Genomic DNA, 14,239 nt, shown 5'->3' on the forward strand with positions numbered 1-14,239 from the left:
CCGCCCTTTGCGAACAAAGGGCGGGCGAACGACTTTAAGCCTGAGTAGCGTACTTGGCCAGAGTCGGATCGTTTTTCAGAACATTGACGGTGTTGGTGTGAACGTCTTCGGCAGTGGCGTCGGCCTTGCTGAAGATTTGCGAGAAGTGCTCGTGAGTGACGGCGGCGAAGTGCTCGCGGTCTTCTGGTGCAACGCCCAGTACCACAGCGTAGGTCGTCAGTGCTTCGCCCTGACCCATGGCCATGTCCTTGGAGAGTTCATCCATCATGCCGTTCATGGCAAGCCAGGATTTACCGCCATAGGTCAGTGCGCCGTTGGTGGAGCAGCCGTTGGTGCCGGAGGTCATGCCGAAGGTGGCGTTACCCGAAGTACCGTTGGTGGTCGAAGCCAGGAAGTGAGCTGGAGTACCGCGTTGACCTTCAAACAGCATGTTGCCCCAACCGCAGTCAGGACCGCCTGGTGCTTGAGCCATAGCGTTGATCGATACAGCGGCGAAGAGCGTTCCAAGAAGAATCCGTTTCATAGCTTTTTCTCTTTTTAGTTCAGCCAAGGGTCGAGTTTCTTGAGTCGTTACATCAAGACAGACGGCCAACCAACAACCACCTGTGCAGTTTGGAGTTTAGGCACGTTCCAAGGGTTCCGTCATCGATTACAGATTATTGCTTGAAAACGGCTTTTTTAAGGACGTGGCTCATGGCAGCACCCACGCAAATGCTTTTCGGCTCTTTCCTGCCTTGCAAGTCGTGTACAGCGAGCGCCAGAATGCCGACATCTGCCCCGCCTGATGTAAGGATTACTGATGCCCGATTCTGTCGCAGCCAACCTACGCCTGGCGCCCAACGCGCTGACCCGTCCGTTTTCCGCTGAGCAATTCAGCTTTGCGACCACCCATGAGCTCGAACCTTTTCGCGGTGTCCTTGGCCAGGAGAGAGCCGTAGAGGCCCTGCAGTTCGGCGTTGCCATGCCGCGCCCCGGTTACAACGTATTTGTCATGGGCGAGCCCGGCACCGGGCGCTTTTCGTTCGTCAAACGCTACCTCAAGGCTGAAGGCAAGCGGATGCAGACGCCGTCGGACTGGGTCTACGTCAACAATTTCGACGAGCCCCGCGAGCCCAAGGCACTGGAGCTGCCTCCAGGCACAGCTCATGAGTTCACCGCCGACATCGGCGGCCTGATCGACAACCTGCTGGTGACCTTCCCGGCGGTTTTCGAGCACCCGTCTTACCAGCAGAAGAAAAGCTCGATCGACCGTGCGTTCAATCAGCGTTACGACCGTGCTCTGGACGTTATCGAGCGCCTGTCACTGGAAAAGGACATCGCGCTGTATCGCGACAGTTCCAACATCGCGTTCACGCCGATGGCCGATGGCAAGGCGCTGGACGAGGCCGAGTTTTCGCAACTGCCCGAAGCGGATCGCGAGCGCTTCCACGAAGATATCTCCGCGCTCGAGGAGCGTCTCAACGAAGAGCTGGCCAGCCTGCCGCAGTGGAAGCGCGAGTCCAACAATCAGCTGCGTCAGTTGAATGAAGAAACCATCACCCTGACCCTGCAACCCTTGCTGGCACCGCTCTCGGAAAAATACGCCGAGAACGCTGCGGTCTGCGCCTACCTGCAGGCCATGCAGGTGTACCTGCTCAAGACGCTGGTCGAGCAGTTGGTCGATGACGCGAAGACCGACGCCCAGGCGCGCAAGCTGCTGGAAGAGCAGTACAGCCCGAGTCTGGTGGTCGGGAATACTCGTGATGGCGGTGCGCCGGTGGTTTTCGAGCAGCACCCCACCTATGACAACCTGTTCGGGCGCATCGAATACAGCACCGATCAGGGCGCGCTGTACACCACGTATCGGCAACTGCGCCCCGGCGCGCTGCATCGCGCCAACGGCGGTTTCCTGATTCTGGAAGCCGAGAAGATGCTGGGCGAGCCGTTCGTCTGGGATGCGCTCAAGCGTACCCTGCAATCGCGCAAGCTGAAGATGGAGTCGCCGTTGGGCGAGCTTGGCCGCGTTGCCACCGTGAGCCTGACGCCGCAGGTGATCCCGTGGAACGTCAAAATCATCATCATCGGTTCGCGTTCGCTGTACTACACCCTGCAAGACCTTGATCCTGACTTCCAGGAGATGTTCCGGGTGCTGGTCGACTTCGATGAAGAGATTCCGATGGTCGACGAAACGCTCGAGCAATTCGCTCAGTTGCTCAAGACCCGCACCTCGGAAGAGGGCATGGCGCCTTTGACCGCCGACGCAGTGGCGCGGCTGGCGACTTACAGCGCCCGATTGGCCGAGCATCAGGGGCGTTTGTCGGCGCGTATCGGCGACCTGTTTCAATTGGTCAGCGAGGCCGATTTCATCCGCCAGCTGGCCAACGACGACAAGACCGACGCCGGGCATATCGAGCGTGCGCTCAAGGCCAAGGCCACCCGTACCGGGCGGGTTTCGGCGCGGATTCTCGATGACATGATGGCTGGCGTGATCCTGATCGACACTGACGGCGCGGCAGTCGGCAAGTGTAACGGCCTGACGGTTCTGGAAGTCGGAGACTCGGCCTTCGGCGTGCCCGCGCGCATTTCCGCCACGGTTTACCCGGGCGGCAGCGGGATCGTCGACATTGAGCGCGAGGTCAACCTTGGCCAGCCGATTCACTCCAAGGGCGTGATGATTCTTACCGGCTACCTCGGCAGTCGTTATGCCCAGGAATTCCCGCTGGCGATTTCCGCGAGCATCGCGCTCGAGCAGTCCTATGGTTACGTGGACGGCGACAGTGCGTCGCTGGGCGAGGTCTGCACGCTGATCTCGGCGCTGTCACGCACGCCACTCAAGCAGTGCTTCGCGATTACCGGTTCCATCAACCAGTTTGGCGAAGTTCAGGCGGTGGGCGGGGTCAATGAAAAGATCGAGGGCTTCTTCCGCCTCTGCGAAGCCCGGGGGCTGACAGGCGAGCAGGGCGCGATCATTCCGCAGGCCAACGTCACCACGCTGATGCTGGACGAGCGTGTAGTGCAGGCTGTACGTGCCGGGCAATTCCATATCTATGCGGTGCGTCAGGCCGATGAGGCGCTGAGCCTGCTGGTTGGCGAACCCGCCGGTGCGCCTGACGAGCATGGCGAGTTCCCTGAGGGCAGCGTCAATGCACGCGTGGTGGAGCGTCTGCGCGATATCGCAGAGATGCTCAGCGACGAAGATCTCAAGGAAGAGCTGGAAAAGGAGCCTGCGCAGTTGCAGCCTGAACTCAAGGTCTGAAAGCGCAGGCGCCGGGCGGTGAGGGCCGCCCGGTGCTCCGTTCATCAGGGATAGTTTCTCGCGGGGTGGTTTTCTTCTAGTCTTGAGGTGATCGCAGTGGCCAAGGAGATTGGCGTGCATCCTGCTAAACGAGAAGGATGAATACTGTTGCTGATCAGGAGCGCATCATGCAGCGTAGCCTTTGCCTTACCCGAGAATGCATGGGGCTGATGACCCGTATCGAGTGTGTCATCCGGCCTCTGCGCAGTGACAGCGGACAGTGGATGGTGCTCTTCGCGGCCGGAATGGCTGCAGAACAGCCTTCCGCAATCAAGTCCCAGGGGCCTTTCAGAGGCTTGCCCGAAGCGCAATCGGTGCTCACCAGCGTTATCGAAAGCCTGTCGTTGCATGGTTATCAATGTGCCGATGACGTACCCATCTGGGCCCTGCATGTCCAGGCTGAACTGCGCCGTATTGATAGCGACAGGATGGTCTGTCAAAGCTCGTCGCTGTTCTAGGCTCTGTACGAAAAGTGGCTGCGCTCGGTGATGCCTCGTTAAAAACAGGCTCGGATGCGAGTCCAATCGGAATGCTCATTTACAACACGTAGAGTCGAACGCGACCCCGGCCGTTCCTCGCCTGTTTTTGCCTCGCCTGACCTTCGCTCGCCGACTTTTCGTACAGAGCCTAGGCTTCAATTCGGTTCCTCAGCAACGCGCTAACTGCCGCTGTGCGTTATTTTGTCGCATGCTCAGAGCGGCGCATTACCGCTGATATACTCGCCCGCTCCTTTAAAACACCTTGCGAGTATCAATGGAACGTTTTTTTGAAAATGCCATGTACGCATCGCGCTGGCTGCTGGCGCCGATCTATTTCGGCCTGTCCCTTGGCCTGTTGGCGTTGTGTCTGAAGTTTTTCCAGGAAATCTTTCACGTCATTCCCAACATCTTCTCGCTGGCCGAAGCAGACCTGATTCTGGTGCTGCTCTCGCTGATCGACATGGCGCTGGTCGGTGGCTTGCTGGTGATGGTGATGATCTCCGGCTACGAGAATTTCGTGTCACAGCTGGACATCGACGAGGACAAGGAAAAGCTTAACTGGCTGGGCACCATGGATTCGTCTTCGCTGAAGATGAAAGTTGCAGCATCGATTGTGGCGATTTCTTCCATCCACCTGTTGCGAGTGTTCATGGATGCCACCAACATCAAGCCCGAATACCTGATGTGGTACGTGATTATCCATATGACGTTCGTGATATCGGCGTTTGCGATGGGCTATCTGGACAAGGTCACCAAGCACTGAGACAACGCTGAATGACAGGGGCGGGCATTATCGTTTCTGGCATGTCGGCGCTGTGTGTTGTAAAACGTCCGTTCCGATGCATCAGGCGTTTGCGCAGGAGGTTCGATCATGAATTATCAGGAATTTATCGGCCACGCCCAGGCCGGGCGGGTCGATGAGCTGAACCTGATCTCCATCGAAGGCGGCATCTATCTACTGGATGTGCGCATGAATGGCACTTCGGTGATGCTCAAGGACCCAGCGGGCAAGACCCTGCATCTTCGCTCGGTAGAGCACGCCCGGGACTTGCTCAAGGAAATACCGGTGGTGCCTTTTTACCTGGTCCATTGCGTGGTCCATGACGAGCTGTGTGGCATGCCTGTCAATGACCGCTCTGAAATGCGCCTGCCGATCTCGTTTCATTCTTCATGGTCCTGATCGCCAACTGCGGATTGCTGCTGCGGTAGGGGCTACAGCGGCAATTGTGCTAGGCTGCTCGGCCTTTTGGTTCGGGGCGCATCAGCGTATAGCGTGATTGCCGTTCAGGTTTTGCGTGATACCGACTGCGTGCCCCTCTACGGAGCAGTGTCATGTCCGAAGTCAATCTGTCCACCGACGAAACCCGCGTCAGCTACGGCATTGGCCGTCAGTTGGGCGATCAGTTGCGCGACAACCCGCCACCGGGCGTCGATCTGGAAGCCATCGTGGCAGGCCTGCGCGATGCGTTTGGCGGTCAGCCAAGCCGTGTCGGTCAGGAAGAAATGTCCGCCAGCTTCAAGGTCATCCGCGAAATCATGCAGGCTGAAGCAGCCGCCAAGGCTGAGCAGGCCGCAGGCGCCGGCAAGGCCTACCTGGCTGAAAACGCCAAGCGCGAAGGCGTGACCACGCTGGCTTCGGGTCTGCAATTCGAAGTCGTGACCGCTGGCACTGGCCCTAAGCCAACCCGTGAAGATCAGGTACGCGTTCACTACCACGGCACGTTGATCGACGGTAACGTCTTCGACAGTTCCTACGATCGTGGCGAGCCGGCCGAATTTCCGGTCAGCGGCGTGATTGCTGGCTGGACCGAGGCGCTGCAACTGATGAACGCCGGCAGCAAATGGCGTCTGCACGTGCCGAGCGAGCTGGCTTACGGCGCTCAGGGCGTAGGCAGCATCGCACCGCACAGCGTGCTGGTGTTTGATGTGGAACTGCTGGACGTTCTGTAAGCGACCCGGTCGATGCAGGTAGTCGCTGAACGGATCGAGCCGATTCGTTCAGCGACGCAGTTGTGCTGATGCTTCATGCTCAGTGCAACTCACCCATGGGGCGCAACGCCCGCGCGTAGCAGAACAGAAACAGGTTTCTCACCAGCTCCTTGAGCACCAATGGCTCGCTGGAACTCAAACTGCACACATCCAGATCGCCCTGATCGCGTAACTCCTCCAGCGCTTCCTCTTCCAGTACGGCACACACTTCCCCCGTCTCGCGATGGAGAATTCTCAGGTAAGGGTGGGGTCTGTCCAGCCATGCATCGATCAAATAGGTCATGTCTCATCTCCTGTGTAAGTCAGATGAGAATAATTCCTATCGGGATAATAGCAAGGCTCTATTGAGATTAATTCTCATTTTGCGCTGAATGGTTGATCCAGATCAGCGAATGCCGGTCGAGAGAGGACGCGGAGCGTCCAGAACGGCGTGCCGACGCGGAGCATCGGCACGATAGTTAGAAAACTATCGTTCCTCATGCTCCAGCGTGGGAGTGCCGTTCGTGACGCTCTGCGTCACACAGCGATGCCATCAGCCGGTCAGTGGTGTTCGCGGGTGGCGCGGAATTTCACGTCGGGCCAGCGTTCTTCCATCAGCGCCAGGTTCACGCGGGTAGGAGCGAGGTAGGTCAGGTGACCGCCGCCGTCCACTGCGAGGTTTTCCACCGCCTTGTTCTCAAACTCTTCGAGCTTCTTCTTGTCGTCGCAGTCGATCCAGCGGGCTGACCACACAGTGATTGGCTCGTAGGCGCATTCAACCTTGTATTCTTCCTTGAGACGGCTGGCGACCACATCGAACTGCAGCACACCGACGGCGCCGAGGATGATGTCGTTGCTGCGCTGCGGGAAGAACACCTGCGTGGCGCCTTCTTCGGCCAGCTGTTGCAGACCCTGACGCAGTTGCTTGGACTTGAGCGGGTCCTTCAGGCGTACGCGACGGAACAGCTCTGGTGCGAAGTGCGGAATACCGGTGAACCCCAGCGCTTCGCCTTCGGTGAAGGTATCGCCGATCTGGATGGTGCCGTGGTTGTGCAAGCCGATGATGTCGCCGGCGTAGGCTTCTTCCAGCTGCTCGCGTTCCGATGAGAAGAACGTCAGCGCGTCGCCGATCCGTACGTCCTTGCCCAGGCGCACATGGCGCATCTTCATGCCCTTGTCGTAACGGCCCGAGCAGATACGCATGAAGGCGATGCGGTCGCGGTGCTTGGGGTCCATGTTCGCCTGGATCTTGAACACGAAGCCGCTGAATTTCTCTTCCGCCGGCTCGACGGTGCGCTCGTTGGCCACACGTGCCAGCGGCTTGGGCGCCCAGTTCACCACGGCATCGAGTACATGATCGACGCCGAAGTTGCCCAGCGCGGTACCGAAGAACACCGGGGTCAGCTGACCGTCGATGAATTCCTGCTGGTTGAATTCGTGGCAGGCACCCTGTACCAGCTCCAATTGCTCGACGAAGCGCTCGTATTCATCGCCCAAGTGGGCGCGGGCTTCGTCCGAATCGAGCTTCTCGATGATTTTGGTTTCGGTGCGCTCGTGGCCGTGACCCGCGGTGTAGACAATGATGTAGTCATCGGCCAGGTGGTAGACACCCTTGAAGTCCCGGTAGCAACCGATCGGCCAGGTGATCGGTGCCGCCTTGATCTTGAGGACCGCTTCGATTTCATCGAGCAGCTCGATCGGGTCGCGGATATCACGGTCGAGCTTGTTGATGAAACTGACAATAGGCGTGTCACGCAGACGGCAGACATCCATCAGCGCGATGGTGCGCGGCTCGACGCCTTTACCGCCGTCGAGGACCATCAAAGCAGAGTCGACCGCCGTCAGGGTGCGGTAGGTGTCTTCGGAGAAGTCTTCGTGGCCCGGGGTGTCGAGCAGGTTGATCATGTGGTCGCGATACGGAAACTGCATCACGGACGTGGTAATGGAGATACCACGCTGTTTCTCCATTTCCATCCAGTCGGAGGTGGCGTGACGGTCGGATTTACGCGACTTGACCGTACCGGCGACGGAAATGGCCTTGCCCATCAGCAGGAGTTTTTCCGTGATGGTGGTTTTACCCGCATCCGGGTGGGAAATAATGGCGAAAGTGCGGCGTTTCGCGACTTCGGCGGCCTGTTGGGTCATGGGAAATCGCCTGGGATGGGATTGAAAAAGGGCGCAGATTATAGCTCAACTCGCGGCAATAACCGAACCGTTCAGACAATAAACGATGGCTAGATAATGTCTCGTGTGGGAACCTTTCATGTCGTGGAGACGTCCACTCCCCCGTCAAGGCTCGCAACGAAGCCAACGCAAGGGGCTGATTCATCAGCATGTTGGTTTGACGAAGCTGCGCTTATGGCTTGTGTTTTCGCCGAGGTTAAACCCTTACCGGCGACCCACCCGCTGCTCTTCGCGAACGTTATTGCCGGCGTCCTCCCCGGACGTCCAGGTCAACGCGTTCGCCGACTGAAATAAGGAGTCCGCCTGTGGCAAATCGCTATGGCAAGGGGCTATTGGGAGGTGCGGTTGCGATCGCACTCCTGGCCCTGCTGATCCACTGGATCGGCGTTAGTACTATCAAGCAATACCAGGATGACCTGCTGTTCTATCTTCAGGCTCATCTGATTCTGGTTGTGGTTTCAATGTTGGCGGCCCTGGTGGTCGGCATCCCTGCGGGCATTGCCCTCAGCCGACCGAGTATGGTTGGACGCGCCGAACGCTTCATGCAGATATTCAATATTGGCAACACCGTTCCTCCTCTCGCCGTTCTGGCCATTGCCCTCGGGATTCTCGGGATCGGCAGCGGGCCGGCGATCTTCGCGCTGTTTCTCGCCTCGCTGTTGCCGATCGTGCGTAACACCTACGAAGGCCTGAAAAACGTACAGGGTTCACTCAAGGAAGCTGCCGTCGGTATTGGCATGACTCCGCGCCAGGTGCTGTGGCGTGTCGAGTTGCCCAACGCTGTACCGATCATCATCGGTGGCGTGCGGGTCGCACTGGCGATCAATGTCGGGACCGCGCCGCTGGCGTTTCTCATCGGTGCCAATAGCCTTGGCAGTCTGATTTTCCCGGGCATTGCGTTGAACAACCAACCGCAATTGGTGCTGGGTGCGGCGTGTACCGCTCTGCTGGCGCTGCTGCTCGATGGTCTGGTGATACTGGCCAGTCGTCTTTGGCTGGAACGCGGACTGGCTCGCTGAGCGAAGGAAATCTCATGAAAAGAATATGCTTGTTTTTAGGCTTTGCCTTGCTGTTTCCGGCATTGGCCCAAGCTGCAGAAAAGCCGCTGTTGCGTGTCGGCGCACGGGTGTTCACCGAACAGACCATCCTCGCTGAACTGACCGCACAATACCTGCGGACCAAGAACTACGACGTGCAAATCACTGGCGGCCTGGGCAGCAATCTGGCGCGCAGCGCACAGGAAAGTGGTCAGCTGGATCTGTTGTGGGAATACACCGGTGTGTCGCTGGTGTCCTACAACCACATCGACGAAAAACTCGACAGCGCTCAGACCTATGCGCGGGTCAAGGAAGTCGATGCAAAGAAAGGCCTGATCTGGCTTTCGCCGTCGAAGTTCAACAACACCTATGCGCTGGCGCTGCCGCAGAAGATTGCTGACAAGTACCCGCAGGTCAACACAATGTCCGACCTGGCCAAGGTGTTCAAAGACGAAGCCAAAGAAGGGCATCTGGTCGCGCTGGACACCGAGTTTGCCAACCGGTCCGACGGCCTGGTCGGCATGGTCAAGCATTACGACATGAATCTGGGGCGTGAAAACACTCGGCAGATGGACTCGGGCTTGGTGTACACCGCGCTGCAGAACGGTCAGGTGTTCGCAGGGCTTGTCTACACCACAGATGGTCGCCTGAACGCGTTCAAGCTCAAAGTGCTACAAGACGACAAGCACTACTTCCCGGACTACACCGCGGCGCCGGTGATTCGTCAGGAATATCTGGATAAGCATCCGGACATCGAGACGCTGCTCAAGCCGTTGGCTGATCTGCTGGACAACCAGACCATGATCGACCTCAACGCTCGTGTCGACGTCGGCCATGAAAGCCCATCCGCGGTTGCTGCAGATTTTCTGCGTCAGCACCCATTGAATTAAGGAAGGAGACGATATGAGTTTCTTGAGCGCCTTCTCCCATCTGGACTGGGCACAGGTCCTGCACCTGACCTGGCAGCACATTACGCTGGTTGGCATCGCCGTGACCCTGGCGATTGTCGTCGGTGTGCCGTTGGGCGTGTTGATGACGCGTTTTCCAGTGCTGGCGGGCCCTTTGCAGGCCAGCGCCACGGTGTTGTTGACCGTGCCGTCGATTGCCCTGTTCGGCCTGCTGCTGCCGTTCTACTCCAAGTTCGGCCAGGGCCTTGGCCCGATGCCGGCGATTACCGCGGTGTTCCTTTACTCGCTGCTGCCGATTATGCGTAACACCTATCTGGCCCTCACAGGCGTAGAACCGGGTATCCGCGAAGCCGCCAAAGGCATCGGCATGACCTTCGGCCAGCGTCTGCGCATGGTCGAGCTGCCTATCGCAGTGCCTGTGATTCTCGCCGGTGTGCGCACCGCCGTGGTGATGAATATCGGTGTCATGACCATCGCCGCGACCATCGGTGCCGGTGGTCTGGGTGTACTCATTCTTGCTTCTATCAGCCGCAGCGATATGTCGATGCTGATCGTCGGCGCGGTACTGGTCAGCATTCTGGCCATTATCGCCGACCTTCTCCTGCAATGGCTGCAACGCACGCTGACTCCAAAAGGATTACTGAAATGATCGAACTCCAGAACCTCTCCAAGACTTTCCAGAGCAACGGCAAAGAAGTGAAGGCTGTCGATTCGGTCAGCCTCACGGTCAACGAAGGCGAAATCTGCGTCTTCCTCGGCCCGTCGGGCTGCGGCAAGAGCACCACGCTGAAAATGATCAACCGCCTGATCATGCCAACCTCCGGCAAAGTGCTGATCAATGGCGAAGACACCACTGGTCTTGACGAAGTGACCCTGCGTCGCAACATCGGCTACGTGATTCAGCAGATCGGTCTGTTCCCGAACATGACCATCGAAGAAAACATCGTGGTCGTGCCCAAGCTGCTCGGTTGGGACAAGCAGCGTTGCCATGACCGTGCTCGCGAACTGATGAGCATGATCAAACTGGAGCCCAAGCAGTACCTGCATCGTTACCCGCGTGAACTGTCCGGCGGCCAGCAACAGCGTATCGGCGTGATCCGTGCCCTGGCAGCCGACGCACCTTTGCTGTTGATGGACGAACCGTTCGGTGCGGTCGACCCGATCAACCGCGAGATGATCCAGAACGAGTTCTTCGAGATGCAGCGCGCGCTGAACAAGACCGTGATCATGGTCAGCCACGACATCGACGAAGCCATCAAGCTGGGCGACAAAATCGCTATCTTCCGTGGCGGCAAACTGCTGCAGATCGATCACCCGGACACCTTGCTCGCTCATCCGGCTGACGACTTCGTCAGCAGCTTCGTCGGCCAGGACAGCACTCTCAAGCGTCTGCTGCTGGTCAAGGCCGAAGATGCGGCCGACAACGCGCCGTCGGTCAGCCCGGAAACTCCGGTTGCCGACGCACTGGAAGTGATGGACGAAAACGACCGTCGCTATATCGTTGTCACCGACAGCGAGAACAAGGCAATGGGCTATGTGCGTCGTCGTGACCTGCACCGTCAGCAGGGCACGTGCGCGCAGTTCCTGCGTGAATTCAACGCCACTGCCGCTTACGACGAACATTTGCGCATCCTGCTGTCGCGCATGTACGAGTTCAACCGTGCCTGGCTGCCGGTGCTGGATGCCGAGAACGTGTTCCTGGGTGAAGTGACGCAAGAGTCCATTGCGGCTTATCTGAGCTCGGGCCGTTCGCGTGGCATGAAGACCAGTATTGTTTCGCCAGCCGAGCAAGTGGCTTCCTGACCGGCTGCGTTGCCGCCAGCGTCATGGCTGGCGGCAATGTTCACACTTGGAACTTCTCCAGGCCACATTGGGTGGCGTCGCTTTCCTGCAATGCAGACGCCGTCATGGCGTCTGCAGCATCGCTCTCATACAACGTTGTCACGACCCCCTGATACTCGACGATCACTTTACAGTGGTCATTACCCCCGAACTTCTTGTTGCTGGTCCAGACCCGGTTGGACACACTTGAATAGTAGGCGTTGCCTTGGGTGATCTCGGAGGCATAGAGGTCGTTGACGAAAAGCTTGTAGTTATGCTTTTTGAACGTGTCGCCCTCGAAATACACCTCCAGCAGGTCATCTGTTCTGACGACCTTCGCGACGGTCAGTCGTAACAACAGGCTCTGGGCAATGGCCAGATAAGAACGGTACGCTGCCCGGTTTGTCACGCTGATGAGCGGGTTGCCGTTGACGGTCATGTACAGGGCATCAACGCTTGCCTGATCGACACCTGCTACCAGTCGGGTCATCGTAGAGTCCGTGAAGAGCTGGCGGATAGGCAGGGCGATTTTTGCCTGCTCGACGTTGCCGGAGAACAGGGTATAGGTTTTCCCGATGCCTCCAGCTGCCGTGATGGTCACCTCTTGATGGCCTACGCCGCCGGGGCGTATCCAGGTGTTATCGATTAGTTCGGAGCCGTTGGGGTAGCCTTTTTCAAGCGTCGCATAAGGAGGGGCTCCGAAGATAATCGTATAATCATGACTCTTGAAAGCCTCACCCTCGAACGTCACCTGGACAAGTCCTGCACTGACGATCACGCTTCTTATGGTTTTTTGCAGGAGTAACCGTTGTGCACGGTTCAATAGGCGACCGTGCAGTTCATCGGTCCGGTCTTCATCCAGATTGGAGAAAAGAACGTCAAGCCTTGGCTGGGTAATGCCGGGGCTGAGCTCAGTGCAACGGTCATCGGTAAACAATGCCTTGATATTGAACAGCAGGATGGGGCGTGATGCCGTACTGGCCACAGCGTATAGCTTGCCCCCAGCAACCACCTTGACCGACGCTTCGTCCCCTTCGGAGATGGGTGTGCTGGCTTCCACGTAGGCGATGCCTTCTTCGATACGCGCTTCACAACCCACGCATTCGCCATTGTCTACCCACGCCACTAACGCTCCGTTGAGCGTTATCTCGTAACGGTATGGCGTGTACCATTGCTCGGCAACGGTAAACTTTATCCGGTCTTGAAAGGTGGCGTGAACGCTGGACAGGATATGGGCGAGCTCCGGGATATAAGTGAGTAACGGCAGGTCGATTGGGATCGTCGTCTCAGCGTCATTTTCCCAAATGGCCAGTGTCAATGCGGGCAGGTCGGCGATCTGGTTGAGGGTTGCAGGGGTTGGGTACAATCCCCAGCGATCAAAGAATTCCGCCAGGTTGAGATGGCTCAGCAGCGAGGTTTCGACGATGAAGCGCTGCGCTTTATCGTCGTTGACGGTGGGCGGGTTGTTCATGAGCCGATAGCGCTGGTGCAATTGCGGGTAAAACGAAGTACCGAAGCTAAGACGCAATTGCCAGAGCATCACGAGTTTTTGCATGACGTCTTTGATGTCGTCATATTCGCGCACTGTGCCGAGCAGGTATTGTTTTACGGCCGTGTACCTGGAGTCGATGTTATGGGCACGCCCGCAAAAAAACTCCTGGGTCGCCATCGAGTAGAGATTGACCGTCACCTCTGTCATTCCAGTGCCGCTGCCCCATGTCATGGGGGCGAGTTGCCGTTGATGACCGCTTTCGTGCCAAGGCCCCCAACCGTCGTCAGAGAGGGTTGACAGTAATTGGGCCAGGGGAGTCGCCCCGTTAAACCCCATATGGCCGTTTTTAGCAAACATGTAACCCTTATCGGCCTCTACATAAAAATGTTTGCTGGGGTCCAGCGACCATTCTTCAGTGCCGTACTGTTCGACGCCCGAAATCCGGTCCTGAGCCTCGATGGCCTTGTCGTAACGGGCCATCAATTCCTCTGGATTGGACAGATAGTTCCGAGCGCTGTTGTACCGCACCACGATGATGGCCCTGGGGCTGGTCAGCAGCACGACGGGCGCATTGCTGTATTGCGCCATCTGCTGTTCCCATTCCAGGTTGGTCATGTCCATTCTGAAAAACGGCACATGGTTGTACTGTCCTGCTATATCCAGAATCACGTGACCGAGCGGGTCCAGATTGGTAAAGCCCAGCAGGCCTGTGTTGGTAGCGACAAGGACGTTCAGGCCACGTTTCAGCGGGTACGGGGTGGGTGTATCCAGTTCGGGCACCCCGATCACTGCAGACACCAGATTCATGTACAGACTGGTTGCGGTTATTTCCAGCCGATCGCCTTTCGTTACATAAATGTTAGTCGGCTGAAAGTTGGTGTGTGCCCTGGCACGGGCGTGACGTTGGCGATGGCTTTCGGCAGAGCCGAAGCCGAAGGCTTGCCATCGGGTTTCTGCTTGAACTGCACCGGGCGCAACGGAGCTGGCGGCGTGAGGCTGTCGGTCATCCATGATCGTTACCTGAAAAGGCGGTCTGAGCTATTTATTGAGCGCGCGTCCTCTGCATCCGTCTACTG

Annotated in this window: 13 protein-coding genes; 9 read left to right on the plus strand and 4 right to left on the minus strand. The window is 57.9% G+C overall.

The annotated features are described in order from the left end of the window. Positions 1-34 precede the first annotated feature (34 nt). Complete coding sequence (locus JOE29_RS03620; RefSeq protein WP_002555221.1) at positions 35-523, minus strand: DUF3015 domain-containing protein; 489 nt, start codon at positions 521-523, stop codon at positions 35-37. 276 nt (positions 524-799) lie between these two features. Between JOE29_RS03620 and JOE29_RS03625 the strand changes: the two genes are divergently transcribed. From JOE29_RS03625 to JOE29_RS03645, 5 genes are all read left to right on the plus strand, one after another. Then, the gene (locus JOE29_RS03625; RefSeq protein WP_003424634.1) at positions 800-3,235 is read left to right on the plus strand and encodes an ATP-binding protein; all 2,436 of its coding nucleotides are present in this window, start codon (positions 800-802) and stop codon (positions 3,233-3,235) included. 167 nt (positions 3,236-3,402) lie between these two features. After that, positions 3,403-3,732 carry a hypothetical protein gene (locus JOE29_RS03630; protein WP_004416072.1) on the plus strand — a complete coding sequence of 110 codons (330 nt, stop codon included), beginning with the start codon at positions 3,403-3,405 and terminating at the stop codon, positions 3,730-3,732. 295 nt (positions 3,733-4,027) lie between these two features. Next, positions 4,028-4,516: a TIGR00645 family protein gene (locus JOE29_RS03635; protein WP_003313787.1), complete on the plus strand. Its 489-nt coding sequence runs from the start codon at positions 4,028-4,030 to the stop codon at positions 4,514-4,516. Positions 4,517-4,624: 108 nt separating this feature from the next. Further along, on the plus strand, positions 4,625-4,933 hold the full coding sequence (locus JOE29_RS03640; RefSeq protein ID WP_003313786.1) for a DUF6482 family protein: 309 nt from the start codon (positions 4,625-4,627) through the stop codon (positions 4,931-4,933). A gap of 152 nt (positions 4,934-5,085) precedes the next feature. Beyond that, positions 5,086-5,703 (plus strand): FKBP-type peptidyl-prolyl cis-trans isomerase, encoded by a 618-nt coding sequence (locus tag JOE29_RS03645; RefSeq protein WP_003340445.1) that lies wholly within the window; start codon positions 5,086-5,088, stop codon positions 5,701-5,703. Between the two features lie 79 nt (positions 5,704-5,782). Here the strand turns inward: JOE29_RS03645 and JOE29_RS03650 are convergent, their stop codons facing one another. Both JOE29_RS03650 and JOE29_RS03655 read right to left on the minus strand, forming a co-directional pair. Next, on the minus strand, positions 5,783-6,025 hold the full coding sequence (locus JOE29_RS03650; RefSeq protein ID WP_002555214.1) for a hypothetical protein: 243 nt from the start codon (positions 6,023-6,025) through the stop codon (positions 5,783-5,785). A 257-nt stretch (positions 6,026-6,282) separates the two neighbouring features. Then, positions 6,283-7,866, minus strand: coding sequence for a peptide chain release factor 3 (locus JOE29_RS03655; protein WP_003396266.1), 1,584 nt, complete (start codon positions 7,864-7,866; stop codon positions 6,283-6,285). Positions 7,867-8,210: 344 nt separating this feature from the next. On the opposite strand from JOE29_RS03655, the gene JOE29_RS03660 reads away from it, so the two are divergent. The 4 genes from JOE29_RS03660 to JOE29_RS03675 are packed head-to-tail and all read left to right on the plus strand — an operon-like array spanning position 8,211 to position 11,653. After that, on the plus strand, positions 8,211-8,924 hold the full coding sequence (locus JOE29_RS03660; protein ID WP_003340453.1) for an ABC transporter permease: 714 nt from the start codon (positions 8,211-8,213) through the stop codon (positions 8,922-8,924). Positions 8,925-8,938: 14 nt separating this feature from the next. After that, the gene (locus JOE29_RS03665) at positions 8,939-9,832 is read left to right on the plus strand and encodes a glycine betaine ABC transporter substrate-binding protein (RefSeq protein ID WP_003313780.1); all 894 of its coding nucleotides are present in this window, start codon (positions 8,939-8,941) and stop codon (positions 9,830-9,832) included. 13 nt (positions 9,833-9,845) lie between these two features. Then, the gene (locus tag JOE29_RS03670; RefSeq protein ID WP_003396269.1) at positions 9,846-10,499 is read left to right on the plus strand and encodes an ABC transporter permease; all 654 of its coding nucleotides are present in this window, start codon (positions 9,846-9,848) and stop codon (positions 10,497-10,499) included. Then, positions 10,496-11,653 (plus strand): ABC transporter ATP-binding protein, encoded by a 1,158-nt coding sequence (locus JOE29_RS03675; protein WP_003400013.1) that lies wholly within the window; start codon positions 10,496-10,498, stop codon positions 11,651-11,653. Before JOE29_RS03670 ends, JOE29_RS03675 begins: the two co-directional genes overlap by 4 nt. Before the next feature lie 40 nt (positions 11,654-11,693). Here the strand turns inward: JOE29_RS03675 and JOE29_RS03680 are convergent, their stop codons facing one another. Continuing rightward, positions 11,694-14,174, minus strand: coding sequence for a M60 family metallopeptidase (locus tag JOE29_RS03680; RefSeq protein ID WP_210078801.1), 2,481 nt, complete (start codon positions 14,172-14,174; stop codon positions 11,694-11,696). Positions 14,175-14,239 lie beyond the last annotated feature (65 nt).

This window comes from Pseudomonas sp. PvP009 (assembly GCF_017832995.1).
GTDB classification, from domain to species: domain Bacteria; phylum Pseudomonadota; class Gammaproteobacteria; order Pseudomonadales; family Pseudomonadaceae; genus Aquipseudomonas; species Aquipseudomonas syringae.